The 15,481-nt window shown below is 60.1% G+C and carries 17 protein-coding genes; 8 read left to right on the top strand and 9 right to left on the bottom strand.

Annotation, left to right across the window (positions count from 1 at the left end; genetic code table 11):
* Window positions 1-91: 91 nt before the first annotated feature.
* Window positions 92-1,195: a TRAP transporter substrate-binding protein gene (locus N434_RS02025; RefSeq protein ID WP_065114627.1), complete on the top strand. Its 1,104-nt coding sequence runs from the start codon at window positions 92-94 to the stop codon at window positions 1,193-1,195.
* Between the two features lie 7 nt (window positions 1,196-1,202).
* On the opposite strand, the gene N434_RS02030 is transcribed toward N434_RS02025, so the two are convergent.
* Window positions 1,203-2,297: a helix-turn-helix domain-containing protein gene (locus N434_RS02030; protein ID WP_181423854.1), complete on the bottom strand. Its 1,095-nt coding sequence runs from the start codon at window positions 2,295-2,297 to the stop codon at window positions 1,203-1,205.
* A gap of 143 nt (window positions 2,298-2,440) precedes the next feature.
* Between N434_RS02030 and N434_RS02035 the strand changes: the two genes are divergently transcribed.
* Entirely contained in the window at window positions 2,441-3,514 is a 1,074-nt protein-coding gene (locus N434_RS02035; protein ID WP_110755965.1) for an alpha/beta hydrolase family protein, read from the top strand.
* 14 nt (window positions 3,515-3,528) lie between these two features.
* Here the strand turns inward: N434_RS02035 and N434_RS02040 are convergent, their stop codons facing one another.
* The 3 genes from N434_RS02040 to N434_RS02050 all read right to left on the bottom strand — a co-directional run bounded on the left by N434_RS02040 (window position 3,529) and on the right by N434_RS02050 (window position 5,146).
* A complete protein-coding gene (locus tag N434_RS02040; RefSeq protein ID WP_110755734.1) occupies window positions 3,529-4,047 on the bottom strand; it encodes a GNAT family N-acetyltransferase in 519 nt (172 codons plus the stop codon).
* A 20-nt stretch (window positions 4,048-4,067) separates the two neighbouring features.
* A complete protein-coding gene (locus tag N434_RS02045; protein ID WP_110755737.1) occupies window positions 4,068-4,649 on the bottom strand; it encodes a helix-turn-helix domain-containing protein in 582 nt (193 codons plus the stop codon).
* 95 nt (window positions 4,650-4,744) lie between these two features.
* Window positions 4,745-5,146 carry a ketosteroid isomerase-related protein gene (locus N434_RS02050; protein ID WP_065114623.1) on the bottom strand — a complete coding sequence of 134 codons (402 nt, stop codon included), beginning with the start codon at window positions 5,144-5,146 and terminating at the stop codon, window positions 4,745-4,747.
* 73 nt (window positions 5,147-5,219) lie between these two features.
* Between N434_RS02050 and N434_RS02055 the strand changes: the two genes are divergently transcribed.
* The 3 genes from N434_RS02055 (at window position 5,220) to lepA (ending at window position 8,594) form a co-directional block, all read left to right on the top strand.
* Window positions 5,220-5,828, top strand: coding sequence for a GNAT family N-acetyltransferase (locus N434_RS02055; RefSeq protein WP_181423842.1), 609 nt, complete (start codon window positions 5,220-5,222; stop codon window positions 5,826-5,828).
* On the top strand, window positions 5,825-6,694 hold the full coding sequence (locus tag N434_RS02060) for a carbon-nitrogen hydrolase family protein (protein ID WP_110755741.1): 870 nt from the start codon (window positions 5,825-5,827) through the stop codon (window positions 6,692-6,694). Before N434_RS02055 ends, N434_RS02060 begins: the two co-directional genes overlap by 4 nt.
* Window positions 6,695-6,755: 61 nt before the next feature.
* A complete protein-coding gene (gene lepA, locus N434_RS02065; RefSeq protein WP_174031862.1) occupies window positions 6,756-8,594 on the top strand; it encodes a translation elongation factor 4 in 1,839 nt (612 codons plus the stop codon).
* Between the two features lie 69 nt (window positions 8,595-8,663).
* Here lepA and N434_RS02070 read toward each other — a convergent pair whose 3' ends face one another.
* Complete coding sequence (locus N434_RS02070; RefSeq protein WP_065114619.1) at window positions 8,664-9,071, bottom strand: DUF2000 family protein; 408 nt, start codon at window positions 9,069-9,071, stop codon at window positions 8,664-8,666.
* A 94-nt stretch (window positions 9,072-9,165) separates the two neighbouring features.
* Here N434_RS02070 and N434_RS02075 point away from each other — a divergent pair, with 94 nt between their 5' ends.
* Complete coding sequence (locus tag N434_RS02075; protein WP_181423843.1) at window positions 9,166-9,942, top strand: AraC family transcriptional regulator; 777 nt, start codon at window positions 9,166-9,168, stop codon at window positions 9,940-9,942.
* Here the strand turns inward: N434_RS02075 and N434_RS02080 are convergent, their stop codons facing one another.
* Window positions 9,943-10,830, bottom strand: coding sequence for an NAD(P)/FAD-dependent oxidoreductase (locus tag N434_RS02080; RefSeq protein WP_110755967.1), 888 nt, complete (start codon window positions 10,828-10,830; stop codon window positions 9,943-9,945).
* Between the two features lie 154 nt (window positions 10,831-10,984).
* Between N434_RS02080 and N434_RS02085 the strand changes: the two genes are divergently transcribed.
* The gene (locus N434_RS02085; RefSeq protein ID WP_065114617.1) at window positions 10,985-11,443 is read left to right on the top strand and encodes an Rrf2 family transcriptional regulator; all 459 of its coding nucleotides are present in this window, start codon (window positions 10,985-10,987) and stop codon (window positions 11,441-11,443) included.
* Window positions 11,444-11,517: 74 nt separating this feature from the next.
* Here N434_RS02085 and N434_RS02090 read toward each other — a convergent pair whose 3' ends face one another.
* Entirely contained in the window at window positions 11,518-11,835 is a 318-nt protein-coding gene (locus N434_RS02090) for a hypothetical protein (RefSeq protein ID WP_065114616.1), read from the bottom strand.
* Between the two features lie 71 nt (window positions 11,836-11,906).
* Window positions 11,907-13,307 (bottom strand): aminotransferase-like domain-containing protein, encoded by a 1,401-nt coding sequence (locus N434_RS02095; RefSeq protein ID WP_110755969.1) that lies wholly within the window; start codon window positions 13,305-13,307, stop codon window positions 11,907-11,909.
* Between the two features lie 146 nt (window positions 13,308-13,453).
* On the opposite strand from N434_RS02095, the gene N434_RS02100 reads away from it, so the two are divergent.
* Window positions 13,454-14,329, top strand: coding sequence for a DMT family transporter (locus N434_RS02100; protein WP_110755971.1), 876 nt, complete (start codon window positions 13,454-13,456; stop codon window positions 14,327-14,329).
* A gap of 13 nt (window positions 14,330-14,342) precedes the next feature.
* On the opposite strand, the gene N434_RS02105 is transcribed toward N434_RS02100, so the two are convergent.
* On the bottom strand, window positions 14,343-15,440 hold the full coding sequence (locus N434_RS02105) for a glycoside hydrolase family 25 protein (protein ID WP_110755747.1): 1,098 nt from the start codon (window positions 15,438-15,440) through the stop codon (window positions 14,343-14,345).
* Window positions 15,441-15,481: the final 41 nt, after the last annotated feature.

Consider the following 15,481-nt stretch of genomic DNA (forward strand, 5'->3'; position numbering starts at 1 on the left):
TTGATGGCCGCGAGGATAAATGTTTAGTAGCCTTTGGGAGGCGTACCGTGCGGTTCGCCTGTAATATGCAGACGTATCAGGGCTTATCGACATGGATCGCAGATCATTTATCCGCAAGGCGGGCGCTCTTGGCGCCGGTGTTACCGCAACCGCGCTGGCCGCTCCGGCCATTGCGCAGGAAAACCCCAAGATCACCTGGCGCATGACGTCGTCCTTCACCAAAGGCCTCGACATTCTTTTCGGTGCTGGCCAGATGGTCGCCGATCACGTCAAGGAAGCTTCCGGCGGCAACTTCGTCATCCAGCATTTCGCCGGCGGTGAAATCGTGCCGGCGCTGCAGGCGGCGGATGCGGTGACGGCCGGAACCGTCGAAATGGCGCATACCTGCGCCTATTATTACGTCGGCAAGGACCCGACCTTCGCGCTTGGAACCTCGGTTCCCTTCGGCCTCAACGCGCGCCAGACGAATGCCTGGTTCAACCAGGCCGGCGGCAATGAGCTGCTCAACGAGTTCCTTGCCCAGCACAATATCTACTCGATCCTGCTCGGCAACACAGGCGCCCAGATGGGCGGCTGGTTCCGCAAGGAAATCAACACCATCGACGACCTGAAGGGCCTAAAGATGCGCATTGCCGGCCTCACCGGCCAGGTGATGCAGAAGGTTGGCGTTACCCCGCAGCAGATCGCCGGCGGCGATGTCTATGCCGCGCTGGAAAAGGGCACGATCGACGCGACCGAGTTTGTCGGCCCCTATGACGACCAGAAACTCGGCTTCTACAAGGTCGCAAAATACTATTACTATCCGGCATGGTGGGAAGGCGGCCCGGCCGTGCATGCCTTCGTGAACCTGCAGAAGTTCAATGAGCTGCCGGAAAACTACAAGCGCATCCTGAAAGACGCCTGCGCCGCTGGCAGCGCCAGCATGCTGGAGCGCTACGATGCGCGCAACCCGAAGGCCCTGAAGGAACTGGTGGCGCAGGGCGCCATCCTGCGCCCCTTCAGCCAGGAAATCCTTGATGTCTGCCACAAGGCGGCACAGGACACCTATGCGGAAATTTCGGCCAAGAACGAGAACTTCAAGAAGATCTACGAGAGCCAGCAGGCCTTCAAGAAGGATGCCTATCTCTGGGCACAGATCGCCGAATATACCTATGACACCTACATGATGATCCAGCAGCGCAACGGCACGCTCTGATTTTTCCTCACTTTCCGACCATCCTCAGACGGTCATCCGGCATCTGCCGGGTGGCCGTTTTGTTTGGCGAGACCAGCTTCCACACCTGCCGTTCACGCCAGTCGACCGGGCTCATGCCGGTGACGCGGCGAAACTCCCGGTTGAAGTTGGACTTGGTCTGGAAACCCGAGGAGAACATGATCGCGGTTACCGATTGCTCCGTCTCCTCCAGCAGCCGGCAGGCCTCGCGGATGCGGAGCTGGTTGACATATTGCGAGACATTGATGCCGAGGGAACGATTGATCGCGCCGGATATCTGCCGGCTGGGCAGGCCGAGACGTCTGGCCAGCCGGGTCAGGTTGAGGTTCTCATCACGGTAAAGCGCCTGTGTTGTCATCAGCTGGTCGAGGCTTGCGACGATGTCCCGGTCCTGTTCCGATGGTTCAGAGGGAGGCGGCAATTCCTCAGCCGGCTCTGCAGCCGTTTGCGGCGCTTTGCTTTTTCCAGCCATGGCTGCCATCAGACCGATCAGCAACAGCCCGAAAAGATTGGCATTGCTGACCAGTACGGCGACGTTTTCTCCATGCGCCCATTCGAAGTCGAGGAACACGAGAAGATCAAAGAGCGCCGAAACGCAAAGCGCCATGGCGGCGATGATCAGCGCCCTGTGCGCAGAAGTGACGCTGGCGAACTGCGCCTCGTCCAGCCCATCCGGCCCTTTTCCTCCCAGAAGAAGCAGTGCGGCGGCATGGCTAACGAAGATGAGGATCAGGGCAAGGTCGATCACTACCGGCAAGGCGAGTTCCAGAACAACGATCAACAAAGGCAAGAACACAAGACTTGCCAGCATCGCTCTTCTGCTGTCTGCCCCGACCCTCATCAAGCCGCGAAAGGCGATATAGACAAGCGGCGGCAGGCAGGCGGCAAGGACCGGCAGGACATAACGTACGGCATTGACGCCATACCCCCAGCGCAGGCCGACAAGAACCGATTGGACGGCGCAAAGCGCGATCAGGGCCAGAAAGGCGCGGTTCGTGCGCACATCGTCTCCGCTTCGGAAAAAGACGATGAACATGACGACCAGCAGAAGCGCCACGACGAATGGCAGGGGAATGAAAAGCACGAATAAATATCCCGGATCGACGACCTGTTGTCTTTCCATGGACCAGATCGCGTTTCGGTACGACCTCAAACGCGATCAAGGACGCGAAAAACAGGTGACGGTGCAGATTGGGTCTCGTTCTTTCCGACCGCAAGAGGTTTTTCATGGGTCCCATCGTCACCATCACCACCATGCTGTTTTCCGCTCTCATTACCCAGCAGGCTTTTGCAAATGAAGCCGTTGGCGTTAGTGAAATCGCCATCCACTCTCCCGAACGTGGCAAGGACCTCGCCGTCACCGTCTGGTATCCTTCGGAGGGCAACGGCACGCAGACGCTTTCCGGCGAGGACCGGATTTTTCAAGGCACGGCCGTCTTCAAGGACAGCGCAGTGCGGCCGGGTCGCCTGCCGCTGGTGCTTCTGTCACACGGTTCGGGCTCGAGAGTGAGCGGCATGGCCTGGATCGCCGCAAAGCTTGCGAGCGAAGGTTTCATCGTCGCCGGCCCCAACCATCCCGGCACCACCAGCGGCGATTCAACACCTGCCGATACGCCGAAAATCTGGGAGCGGACGGGCGATCTTTCCACGATCATCACCGCGCTGACGACGCAGGGCAAATGGTCGGGCGCGATCGATGCGCAGAGGATCGGCATCCTCGGCTTTTCGCTCGGCGGCAGCGCAGCAATGGAGATTTCGGGCGCACGCGCCGATCTCAATGCGTATAAGCGCTATTGCAAAGACCATGCTGCGATGATGGATTGCCAATGGTTTGCCGGCGGCCGGGGTTATCTCAACAACGAGCCGGTCAGTGTACCGAAGCTCGACCTCGGAACCCTCGACAAGGCCCGTTTCGAGCAGCAGAACCGCGATCCACGCATTCGTTCCGCCGTGCTGGTCGATCCCGGCCTCGCACTCGCCTTCCAGACGGACAGCCTGAAAACAATCGATATTCCGCTGGCCTTCATCAATCTCGGCAGCAAGGGGGAAATTCCACCGGCCGTGCTGGCGGACAAACTGGCGGCCGAGGCACCCGGCGCGACCTATCAACAGGTCGACGGGGCCAACCATTTCAGCTTCCTGCCTCTCTGCAAACCGGATGCCGATGCGTTTCTCAAATCCGTTGGCGAGCGTGATCCGATCTGCGAACCGGCCGGGCCACGCGACCGTGCGGATATTCATGCCGAACTGGAAAAGATGATTGTTGCCGCCTTCAACCGCTCGCTGAAGCCGGGACAATAAGCGGCGGAAATGTGCTAGCCAATCCGCTTGTAAAACAGCGTCGTGCCGCAATAACGCCCATCGGGAAACAGGGCGTAATCGGGAATGACTCCGACCCGTTCCCAGCCAAGGCGGGGATAGATCGCCTCTGCATCACTGCCCGTGGCCGTATCCAGCACCAAAAGGGTTCGGCCACGGGCTGCCGTTTCCTCTTCAACCTTCTGCATGAGCTTGCGGGCAAGCCCGAGACCGCGGGCCGAGGGATGCACGAGAAGCTTCATCAGATCGCCGCGATGTGGCTGGTTGGGTTTGGAAGCGAGGCCCACCTGCACGGTGCCCACCACCTTGCCATCCACTTCCGCCACGACATGGATCGTGTCGCCCTCATCCGCCGCTTCCGCCACGGCTCGCCAGAAGGGCTCTGCGTCCTGCGGGGAAAAGGGCAACATGAAACCAACGGATGCGCCGCCATTGACGCAGGCGGAGAGAACTTCGCAAAGCTCCGGAAGCACATCGAGCGTCTCTTGCCCGTTCAGCACGCGTATGGTGGCCATGAAAACTCCTCTGGAAAAAATCAGCGCTGTCTTTGGTCCAGCACGACGGCGTAACGGGCAGGTTTTTCGGAAGGGTTGTGAAAGACATGTCCTTCACCGACCGGCATGAAAAGGCAATCTCCAGGTTCCAGCCGATGCACCGCACCGCCACTCGTCATCTCCAGAACGCCTTCGAAAAGCCAGACATATTGCGTCATGCCCCGGCTTGCCGCATGTGGCGGAAAGCCGATGCGCGCGCCGGCCGGAAACTCGACCTCGACAATATCGACATCGGAACCCACACGCGGTGGGGAGATGGCGCGGCGGACATAACCGGTTTCGGGATCTTTCCAGAGCTGCTGGTCCCGCTTCTTTACCAGCGGGGAAACAGCCTCTTCGTTTTCGGCGAAGAAGCCGGAGAGCGACAGGCCGAGTGCCGCACAGATGCGGGCGAGCAGCGATGCCGTCGGGCTCGCCTCACCCCGTTCGATGCGGGAAATCATGGCGCGGCTGACACCGGATTCAGAGGCGAGCCGATCCAGTGTCAGGCCATTTTCAGCCCGCAGCGACCTGATCCGCTCACCGATCGAACGTTCGAGAATATGATCTTCGTTTTCCATCATATGAGACTATAATTCCCATATGATGGAGTCAATATCCACGATAGTGGAAAACCGACTACCGTCGGATGATCATTACCGCGGGAACAATGAAGACTTCAGGCGCCGACCTGAGCAATCCAGTCGTTCAGATTATAGTAGTTCGTTACTCGGCTAACTTTCCCATCCTTCAGGTCGAAGAAGGCACCGGCGGGCAGGACGTATTTCTGGCCATCGGCTTCCGGCAAGCCCTCGTCGGTCGCAAGGTATTCGCCGTTCACGGTGAATTCCGCGGAGGCACGTTTACCGTCTGCGCTCGCCATGATCACCATGTCGGTGAGGTTTTCCTTATAGCAGCGGTTCATGTGGTCCATGAAGGAGGCAAAAGCGGCCTTGCCGGTCTGGCGCTCGCCCTGATTGATGTCATGCACCACCTCGTCATGAAGAAGCGCCAGAAAGGCGTCCATGTCCTGTCGGTTGAAGGCATCGTAATAGGCGCGGATCGTCTCGGCTGCGGTCATCGTCTTCTCCGTTCAATGCTTGCGCGGGTTTTCCATGACGGTATAACCAGCGGAACCGAAAGTGAAAATGCCCATGACCGTCGAAATCAAGTCTCTTTCCGGCATTGACGCCGCACGCTATTTCGATGATCTCGCACGGCTGCGGATCACGGTGTTCCGCACCTTCCCCTATCTCTATGATGGTTCGGTGGAGTATGAGCGCAAATATCTGGCCACCTATGCCGATAAGAAGGGCGCTGTTTTCGTGCTGGCGCTCGACGGCGGACAGGTGGTGGGCATGTCCACGGGCATGCCCATGGCGGCGGAAACCGACGAGGTGAAATCACCTTTCCTGGCGGCCGGTTACGACCCGTCGCAGCTGTTTTATTTCGGCGAAAGCGTGCTGTTGTCGGATTATCGCGGTCACGGCATCGGCGTGCGGTTCTTCGAGGAACGGGAGGGCCATGCCAGATGTCTCGGCTTTGACTGGTGCACCTTCTGCGCTGTCGAGCGGCCTGCGGATCACCCGCGCCGCCCGGCGGATTACGTGCCGCTGAATGCCTTCTGGGAAAAGCGCGGCTATCGCCACCACCCCGAGCTGCGCACCAGCTTTACCTGGCAGGATATTGACGAAAGCGCCGAGAGCCCGAAACCGCTGTCCTTCTGGATGAAGAATATCGCCGCAGGAGATGGAAACCGATGACCCGCCTCGCCGCCAGCCAATATGCCATCGAACTGATCGAGACATGGGAAGCTTATGCGGCGCACCTTGCGGCCATCGTGCGCGAGGCAAAAGAAACGGGTGCGGAACTGCTGCTTCTGCCGGAATATTCGGCCATGGCGCTGACGGGGCAGCTGCCGCCAGATATCCGCTCCGACCTGCACCGCTCCATCGAAGAGATACAGCCGCTGATCCCCTCCTGGGTGGAGCTTTGCGAAGAGCTGGCGCGGCAACATCAAATCCTGTTCCAGCCGGGCAGCGCGCCGGTGAAGGACCCGGACGGCAAGTTCCGCAACCGGGCATGGCTGTTTGGACCGGAAGGGTTGATCGGTTATCAGGACAAGCAGATCATGACCCGCTTCGAGCGGGAGCAATGGAATATCCATGCCGGTGTCGAGGGTTTGAAGGCCTTCGAGACGAGCATTGGCAGGCTCGGCATCCTCATCTGTTACGACAACGAGTTTCCAATGCTCGGCCGCAGGCTGGCGGAGTTTGGCGCGGAACTGGTTCTCGCTCCCAGCTGCACCGACACGCTGGCAGGCGCTTACCGGGTGCGCATCGGCGCGCAGGCGCGAGCGCTGGAAAATCAATATGCCGTCCTCTCCTCCCCCACCGCAGGTGAGGCTCCATGGTCGCCCGCCGTCGATGAAAATCGCGGCCGTGCGGCGCTTTATGTGCCCTCCGATTACGGCATGCCCGCATCCGGCATCATTGCGGAAAGCGAAAGCGATGCGGTGACGCAAAGCACGCTTCTGATCGCCGACATCGATCTTGCCACTGTCGCAAGGCTCAGGACCGAAGGACAGGTGGCCACCCGTCGCGACTGGCCGGAGCAATTTGCTATCTGAAAAGCCCATTTTAAAGGGCTTTTAACCAAATTCCCGCTTTGCGGCATGAGAAGCCCCTGCTATAGCGCGGGGCATGAGCACAAATTCGACCCGCACGCCCCTGGACCATATCCGCAACTTCTCGATCGTTGCCCACATCGATCACGGCAAATCGACACTGGCCGACCGGTTGATCCAGTCGACAGGCGGCCTTGCCGAACGCGATATGTCGGAACAGGTTCTCGATTCGATGGATATCGAGCGCGAGCGCGGCATCACCATCAAGGCCCAGACGGTTCGCCTGCACTATAAGGCGAACAACGGCGAAACCTATGTGCTGAACCTCATCGACACGCCCGGCCACGTCGACTTCGCCTACGAAGTGTCCCGTTCGCTTTCGGCCTGCGAGGGCTCGCTGCTCGTCGTGGACGCATCGCAGGGCGTGGAAGCCCAGACGCTGGCCAACGTCTACCAGGCGATCGACAACGATCACGAGCTGGTGACGGTGCTCAACAAGATCGACCTGCCGGCGGCCGAACCCGACCGCATCAAGGAACAGATCGAAGAGGTAATCGGCATCGACGCTTCCGACGCCGTGATGATTTCGGCCAAGACCGGCCTTGGCATTCCCGATGTTCTGGAAGCCATCGTCAACCGCCTGCCGCCGCCGACGAGCGAAGTTGGCGAAAACGGCCCGCTGAAGGCACTGCTGGTCGACAGCTGGTACGACACCTATCTGGGCGTCATGGTTCTGGTGCGCGTCATCGACGGCGTGCTGAGCAAGGGCCAGCAGATCCGCATGATGGGTTCGGGCGCCAAATACGGCGTCGAGCGCGTCGGCGTACTGACCCCGAAGATGGTCAATGTCGACAGCCTCGGCCCCGGCGAGATCGGTTTCATCACCGCCTCGATCAAGGAAGTTGCCGATACGCGCGTCGGCGATACGATCACCGACGACAAGCGCCCGACGGCGCAGGCCCTGCCCGGCTTCAAGCCGGCACAGCCCGTGGTGTTCTGCGGCCTTTTCCCGGTCGACGCGGCCGACTTCGAAGATTTGCGTGCAGCTGTCGGCAAGCTTCGCCTCAACGACGCTTCCTTCTCCTTCGAAATGGAATCGTCAGCCGCCCTCGGCTTCGGTTTCCGCTGCGGCTTCCTTGGCCTGCTGCACCTCGAAATCATTCAGGAACGCCTCGAGCGCGAGTTCAATCTCGATCTCGTCGCCACCGCGCCTTCGGTTGTCTATGAAATGACGCTGACGGATGGCACGGAAAAGGAATTGCACAACCCGGCCGACATGCCTGACGTTGTGAAGATCAAGGAAATCCGCGAGCCGTGGATCAAGGCGACGATCATGACGCCGGACGAATATCTCGGTGGCATCCTAAAACTGTGTCAGGACCGGCGCGGCCTGCAGACGGAGCTGACCTATGTCGGCAACCGTGCGATGATTACCTATGAACTGCCGCTCAACGAAGTGGTGTTCGATTTCTACGACCGGCTGAAGTCCATTTCCAAGGGTTACGCCTCGTTCGATTACAACATCATCGATTATCGTGCGGGCGATCTCGTCAAGATGTCGATCCTCGTCAACGGCGATCCGGTGGATGCGCTGTCCATGCTGGTGCACCGCTCGGCGGCTGACCGGCGCGGGCGCGGCATGTGCGAAAAGCTGAAGGAACTCATTCCGCCGCACATGTTCCAGATCCCGATCCAGGCCGCGATCGGCGGCAAGGTCATCGCCCGCGAAACCGTGCGCGCGTTGCGCAAGGATGTGACAGCGAAGTGTTACGGCGGCGATGCGACGCGTAAACGCAAACTTCTGGACAAGCAGAAGGAAGGCAAGAAGCGCATGCGCCAGTTCGGCAAGGTGGAAATTCCGCAGGAAGCCTTCATCGCCGCCCTGAAGATGAACGACGAATAAGCGGCAATCATTTGCCATCGGCATTGGAGGGAGGCTTGCAGCCTCCCTTTTGCATTCGAAGATATGTTCTCAAGTATGCAGCTTTGCACCCTTGGTGATCTTGTCGACGATCTTCTTGTCTGCCCTCAGCGCCATGCCGACCACCCTGGCATTGTCAGGAGAAAATTCCGAAAATACCTGACGGTTGGCGACATCGTGCCCGGTGGAGAACATTTCCTCGATATAGAGCGACGTCGTGACATCGCGCTCGAGGGAGCGCAGATGGATTTTGCGTAGCGCCTCCTGATCCGTGGCCATGACGACCACCGGCTGGATGGACAGGGGATTATAGACGTTGCCCGCACCATCGCGGTATGGTTCCCCAATAATCTCTCCGGTCTGGGCGACGATCCCCGACATGAGAAATGCGGTAACATTCAGTTTTTGCCACACGGCAAGGTCATCACGAAGGATGACGGCGATCTTGGTATCAAACATGCGGACTCAATCTGGCTGTGGTTACGAAAGAGAAGCAATCCTAGCGCCTCGGGGCGTCGGCGATCTTGAACGTTCGTGCAAATTCGAGGGGATCGTGCAGGCTCCGGCGAGCAACGGCATCGAACGCATAGAAGCGCGCTTTCGTGGCAATGCCTATGCGCCGCACCGCCATGATACCTATGCGCTCGGCGTCACGCTCTCCGGCGTCCAGACCTTTTCCTATCGCGGCACCTCGCATTTCAGCATGCCGGGAAATGTCATCGTGCTGCATCCCGACGAAGTGCATGATGGCGGCGCAGGCACGGATGAGGGGCTGCGCTACCGTATGCTCTATCTTCCGCCTGAAAAAATGGCGCAGGCGGGATATCAGACGCTGCCTTTTGCGAGAAATCCCGTCATCGAGGACCCCGCCTTCCGGCAATGTCTGATCGAAGCACTCGGCGATCTCGAAAGCGAGCCGGACAATCTGCTCCTGACCGACTGGCAATCGCGGCTGGCGGACCTGCTTTCCAAGCATGCGAACGGTTGCGCCGGAACCGTCAAACGCATTGACCGCGCCGCCGTTTTACGGTGTCGGGACTACCTGCAGGAGAACAGTACCGACACCGTCGGTGCGGAGGAACTTGAACGAATAAGCGGACTCGACCGCTTTACGCTCTTCCGGCATTTCCGCGGCCTGCTGGGAACCAGCCCGCATCGTTATCTCATCATGCGGAGGCTGCAAAAATGCAAAGAGATGATGCGGGCCGGCGCCAGCCTTGCCGAAACGGCATTTGCCTGCGGGTTTGCGGATCAGGCGCATTTCACCCGGCATTTCAAGAATGCCTTCGGCATGCCTCCCGGACGCTGGCTTAGCCTCACCTCCGGCTGATCATTCCGGAAACAGGATCGACCGGTGAGCCGCAGCCCCTGCCATGGCACCGTCGCCCACCGCAAGGGCGACCGAGCCTGCCGGCCTTGCGACATCACCGCAGGCAAAGACGCCGCGGACCGTGGTCTGTTTCATGGCATCAGTCACGATGCTCGATCCCATGGGTCCCTCCTCCACGGAGCAGCCGAGTTTTCCGATCCAGTCCGAGGTGATCCGCAGTTTCGGCTGGGTGAAAAGACCGGCCAGCGCAATGCTGCGGCCGTCGGACAGAACGACATCCGCATGTCCGGCAATTTCCGCGATACGGTCTTTCTCCACCCGGACACCACGAGCGGACAGAAGTGCGGCCTGGTCCTCATCCGGCGCGAAAATACCATTGGTAAAGAAGGTCGTTTCACCCCAGTCCGGCAGCATCAGGGCGTGATGAATAGCCATGGGTGAAGCGGCAATGACGCCGATTTTCCCCTGATCAAGCTCGTAGCCATGGCAATAGGGGCAATGGAAGATCGAAGAGCCCCAGCGCTCTTTCAGCCCGGTTATGCCGGGCAGCTCATCGGTAACGCCCATGGCAAGGATCAGCCGAGTAGCGCTTTCGCGGCGGCGACCGTCGATCTCTACGACGAAATCGCCAAAAGACCCTTCGGCATCGGTCACCCTGCCCTCCGCCCACTCTATCGTCTGGTAACGCTCGATCTGACGTCGCGCTTCGGCGACGATCTCGCCCGGTGCTTTGCCATCCTGACCGAGAAAACCATGGGAATGGCTGGCAAAACGGTTCCTTCTTTTACCCGCATCCACGACAAGAACATTCTTTCTGGCGCGGCCAAGCTGCAGTGCGGCGGAGAGACCGGCATAGCTGCCGCCGATGATGATGACGTCGAATTTCATGATGCACCTATCGTTCAAGACCGGGCAGGAAGCGCCCATTCATTTTCACGATACTTATATTGTTACGTGATTTTTCGAGTCAAGGGTCACGCAACTTATATTGTTACGTCACTTCGGAACTGATAGCGTTGCGAAAAACAAATGGGCTTGCGCAATGAGACACGACACGCGCCTTTCAAGGGTGCTGCATATTCTGATCCATATGGAAAAACACGAGAGGGCGGCGACCTCTGAAAGCATCGCGGCCATGCTGCAAACCAACCCTGTGGTGGTGCGCAGAACCATGGCGGGCCTGCGGGAGCATGGTTATGTCTCATCGGAAAAAGGCCATGGCGGCGGTTGGGTCCTGGCGCGACCGCTCAGCGAAATCACCCTGCTGGATATTTATCGGGCGCTCGGCGCACCGGAGCTGTTTTCCATCGGGCTGGCGGGCGACAATCCGAACTGCGTCATCGAACAGGCGGTCAATGAGGCCCTTTTTGACGCGATGAAAGAGGCGGAAACCATCCTCCTGTCCCGCTTTGGAAGCATAACGCTTGCAGCGCTGGCGAAAGAATCGATTGCCCGCTGGTCCAGAGTGTCCAATAGCCCCTCGGCGATGGAGCAGCTCTAAAGGCGAAAGCTGATTGCATCCACGAAAAAACCGCCTGCCCGAAGGCAGACGGTTTTAGCATGTCAGTCAGCCCATTACGGCTGGGTCTGAGTGCCACCCGTAGTCGGGCTTGCCGGAGCCGTGTTGTTTGCCGGCGGCGTCGCCGGTGCGGTCGGCGTCATCGGGGCGGGTGCCTGATCCGTTGCAGCGGGCGGTGTGGTGGACGATGTCGTGGCCGGATCGGTGGTCGGGCCGCTCATCTGCGACCAGGCGAAAACGCCCACCAGCACGACAACGATAATCGCCAGCCACGGTACCCAGGACGACGAGGTCCGGGCAGCCGGCTCATTGCTGATATTCAGTTCCGGACGAAGATCGCGGTCCGGGCGCGGGTTGTTGGGATCGAATGTCATGGTATTTCTCCTCTTCACTCTGCGGAGAAAACGGCGTTCACGCGATTTTGTTCCGATTCGGCCCTTGGCCCTCACAAAGAGCGACGATCAGGCACAGACCGGAGCGCATCCGCCACCACGGCCATGGTCTCCGAACTGCCCAACTGCGAAACATTGAAACGCATGAAAGCGGCGGCATTCTGCGAGGAACTGAACACATTTCCGGGCGCCAGAACCACCTGCTGCGCAAGGGCGTGGCGCGCCACATTGCCGGCATCCACCCCGTCCGGCAGGCGGCACCATAAAAACATGCCCGCCTGCGGTTCGATCCAGGGTACACATCCAATCGCCTTTAAACGCGCCGCCGCCTCCGGCATCGCCGCCGCAAGACGCAGGCGCAGCGCCTCAACATGACGGCGGTAGCTGCCATCCGTCAAAAGCGACAGGACCAGCGCCGCCGAGAAATGCGTCCCGCCAAAGGCGGTGGCGATCTTAAGGTCGGTCAGCGCCTCCACCCACGCAAGAGGTGCCGCAATGAAACCGCAACGCACGGAGGCGGACAGTGTTTTGGAGAAGCTGCCGATCTGGACGACGCGGTTCAGCCCATCGAAAGCGGCCAGTCGCGGCGCCGCCTGCGTTTCGAAATCTGCAAAAATATCATCCTCGATGATGGTCAGTCCCGCCTGTTCGGCAAACATCAGCAGGCGATGGGCGGTAACGGCGGAAAGCCTGGCGCCTGTGGGATTATGGATCGCGGAATTGGTAATATAAAGACGCGGCTGGTGTTCTTTCAGCGCCTGTTCGAAAAGCGGAAGGTCCGGTCCGGTCGGGGTGTAAGGCACACCGATGACTTTAACGCGGTGTGCGCGCAAGAGGGCATGGAAATTGAAATAGCAGGGATCGTCGACAATCACCGCATCCCCCGGCTGCAGCAGGAAACGGCAGAGAAGATCGATCGCCTGCGTGCCGGAATCCGTGAGCATGATCTGGCCCGCACCCGCCTGCACCCCGTGTTCGGCAAGCCTGCGCGACAGAAGCTGGCGAAGTTGCAGCAGCCCCATGGGGCTTGCATAGTCCGTCAGCAGGGCGGTATCCGCACGGGCAATCCCCCGCATCGCCCGCCGCAGCGCCTCTTGCGGCATCCACGATGCGGGAAGCCAGCCGCAGCCGGGTTTGGCAAGGACCGGGGCCTCATCCAGCGCCTGCCGCGATACCCACAGGGGGTCCACCGCCCTGTCCAGCCGCGGCTCAATATCGGCCAGAGATAACGGCGCAAGCGGGCCGGCTACAAAAAAACCGGAGCCCGGACGCGAACTTATCGTGCCATCGGCGACCAGCCGGTCATAGGCCTCGACAATGGTGGAGGTTGAAACCTGCATGGTTTTTGCCAGCGCGCGGACGGACGGTAAACGTGCGCCCGGCACGAGGCTGCGCGAAGCGATGCGCTGGCGGATGTTCGCCATCACTTTTTCTATGCGTGTTCCGGGTTCCATGCGCGTGAGGGAAAAGACCTGTCCGTCCAAATCGCTCTCCATCCGTACTGGGTCAACAACCATAACAGTTTCTCAAAATTGTATACGACTGTTGCTGTTCCCGCCAGCCGTTCCGGATCAAGACAAGCAAAATGCAGGAGATGACAATGGACAAGACGACAAGCGGCTGGCTGAACGGTCTTATCGGCGTGGTGATATTCAGCGGCTCGCTGCCGGCCACACGTATCGCGGTGACGGATTTCGATCCGGTGTTCCTGACCCTCGCCCGGGCCAGCATTGCCGGCATTCTGGCGCTCGCCCTGCTGTTGCTGTTCCAGCAAAGACGCCCGGCACGGAACGATATGACATCGCTTTTCATCGTCTCGCTCGGCGTGGTGGTGGGTTTTCCGCTTTTGACGGCGCTGGCACTGCGTCACGTGACATCGGCGCACTCCATTGTCTTTGTCGGCTTGCTACCACTTGCCACGGCGATCTTTGCCGTGTTGCGCGGTGGCGAACGTCCCCGCCCCGCCTTCTGGCTGTTTTCGTGTCTGGGCAGTGCTCTCGTGGCAGGTTTTTCACTGTCGAGCTCGCTTTCAGCCGGAGTTGGGGCTTCGCTTGCCGGCGATCTCCTGATGCTGGGCGCGATCATTGTCTGCGGGCTGGGTTATGCGGAGGGCGCAGCCCTGTCGCGAAAGCTGGGCGGCTGGCAGGTGATCTCCTGGGCGCTCGTTCTTTCGCTGCCGGTGATGCTGCCGCTTGCCTTTTTCACCGGGCCGGAAACGCTTGCCGGCATCGATCCACAGGCCTGGGGCGGACTTGCCTATGTCTCGCTGTTCAGCATGCTGATCGGCTTCATCTTCTGGTATCGCGGGCTGGCGCTCGGCGGCATTGCCGCCGTGGGCCAGCTGCAATTGCTACAGCCGTTCTTCGGGCTGGTGCTTGCAGCAAGCCTGCTGCATGAGGAGGTGAGCCCCGCCATGATCGGTGTCACGCTTGTGGTGGTGCTCTGCGTTGCGGGTGCCAGAAAATTCGCGCGCTGACGCACGACCCGGTTCAGCTTGAACGGCGGTCGATCCAGCGATGCCATGCGTCCTCGCTGCCGTTGAAGACATTGAGATCGATACGGCCATCGACACCATGCGACAGGCCCGAGCCGGAATATTGCCAGAACAGCCACTTGCGGCCGGGATAGACCACGGACGGATGCTGGGCGACGGCGCGCAGCCAGAATGGATAGTCCTGGAACTCGCCGGTAAGATTGTCCTTATAAAAATCGGGCGCCGTATAGATGATCGGCCGCTGTCCGTAGTGGCGCTCCAGTTTGTTCATGAACACGCGCATCTTTTCCAGAACGCGTTCGCGGGAATGGCGCATCTTGCAGCTCGACTCGCCGTTATATTCCACGTCGATGACAGGTGGCAGCGCATCGGGATCGCGCGGCACGTTGCGAATGAACCAGTCGGCCTGTTCGCTGGCGGAGCGGCACCAGTAAAAGAAGTGGTAAGCGCCGCGGCGGATGCCCGCTTCCTTTGAACGCTGCCAGTTGGCGCGGAACATCGGGTCAAGATGATCGCCGCCATCCGTCGCCTTGATGAAAGCGAAGTTCGCGCCGCGGGTGCGCAGCAAAGGCCAATCTATATTCGCCTGCCAGCGGGAAACATCCACACCATGAACCTGGAAATGGCGCGGCTGAACCCGGCCGAAATTGATGGGCTTGGCGTCGCTGAAGCTGGAGCGGAAGACGCGGGAGCGGATCTGGGCGCCAGCGCTCGCCGCCGGAGCGGCAGCCATGGCCAATTGTACCGGACGTTCCATCGGGCGTTCGGCCGGGCGCACCATTCCGGCCTGCGACGGGACCGGCAAACGGATTTCAGGCGCATTCTGCGGCAGGGACGCCCGCGGCGTGACGGCGGAAAAGGCCTTGGGTTCTTCCGGCACCGGCCCGCCCCATGCCAGAACCTCCTGTCGCGGCTGGGCCGTGATGGGCTGGGTACCGACACTTGCCTGCGGCACCGGCGCGGAAGGCGTGACCGAACTCGTGGTTTCCTTCGACGGCAAGCCGGCCACCAGGCTTTCCGGCCCGGAACTGGACGTGCAGCCGCCAAGCAGAAGGCAACCGAAGAAAAGTGCTGGCACAGCCGATGAACGCATGAGAACCCGTACGCAAAACAAATCGGGGGCACACTGACGCC

The organism is Rhizobium sp. UGM030330-04, assembly GCF_003208455.1.
Lineage (GTDB): Bacteria > Pseudomonadota > Alphaproteobacteria > Rhizobiales > Rhizobiaceae > Agrobacterium > Agrobacterium rhizogenes_A.

What these genes read in the sequence shown, in the direction of transcription:
- N434_RS02025 (WP_065114627.1), top strand. Translation starts at nt 92, where the DNA reads ATGGATCGCAGATCATTTATCCGCAAGGCGGGCGCTCTTGGCGCCGGT.
- N434_RS02035 (WP_110755965.1), top strand. Translation starts at nt 2,441, where the DNA reads ATGGGTCCCATCGTCACCATCACCACCATGCTGTTTTCCGCTCTCATT.
- N434_RS02040 (WP_110755734.1), bottom strand. Translation starts at nt 4,047, where the DNA reads ATGGCCACCATACGCGTGCTGAACGGGCAAGAGACGCTCGATGTGCTT.
- N434_RS02045 (WP_110755737.1), bottom strand. Translation starts at nt 4,649, where the DNA reads ATGATGGAAAACGAAGATCATATTCTCGAACGTTCGATCGGTGAGCGG.
- N434_RS02050 (WP_065114623.1), bottom strand. Translation starts at nt 5,146, where the DNA reads ATGACCGCAGCCGAGACGATCCGCGCCTATTACGATGCCTTCAACCGA.
- N434_RS02055 (WP_181423842.1), top strand. Translation starts at nt 5,220, where the DNA reads ATGACCGTCGAAATCAAGTCTCTTTCCGGCATTGACGCCGCACGCTAT.
- N434_RS02060 (WP_110755741.1), top strand. Translation starts at nt 5,825, where the DNA reads ATGACCCGCCTCGCCGCCAGCCAATATGCCATCGAACTGATCGAGACA.
- N434_RS02070 (WP_065114619.1), bottom strand. Translation starts at nt 9,071, where the DNA reads ATGTTTGATACCAAGATCGCCGTCATCCTTCGTGATGACCTTGCCGTG.
- N434_RS02080 (WP_110755967.1), bottom strand. Translation starts at nt 10,830, where the DNA reads ATGAAATTCGACGTCATCATCATCGGCGGCAGCTATGCCGGTCTCTCC.
- N434_RS02085 (WP_065114617.1), top strand. Translation starts at nt 10,985, where the DNA reads ATGAGACACGACACGCGCCTTTCAAGGGTGCTGCATATTCTGATCCAT.
- N434_RS02090 (WP_065114616.1), bottom strand. Translation starts at nt 11,835, where the DNA reads ATGACATTCGATCCCAACAACCCGCGCCCGGACCGCGATCTTCGTCCG.
- N434_RS02095 (WP_110755969.1), bottom strand. Translation starts at nt 13,307, where the DNA reads ATGGAACCCGGAACACGCATAGAAAAAGTGATGGCGAACATCCGCCAG.
- N434_RS02100 (WP_110755971.1), top strand. Translation starts at nt 13,454, where the DNA reads ATGGACAAGACGACAAGCGGCTGGCTGAACGGTCTTATCGGCGTGGTG.
- N434_RS02105 (WP_110755747.1), bottom strand. Translation starts at nt 15,440, where the DNA reads ATGCGTTCATCGGCTGTGCCAGCACTTTTCTTCGGTTGCCTTCTGCTT.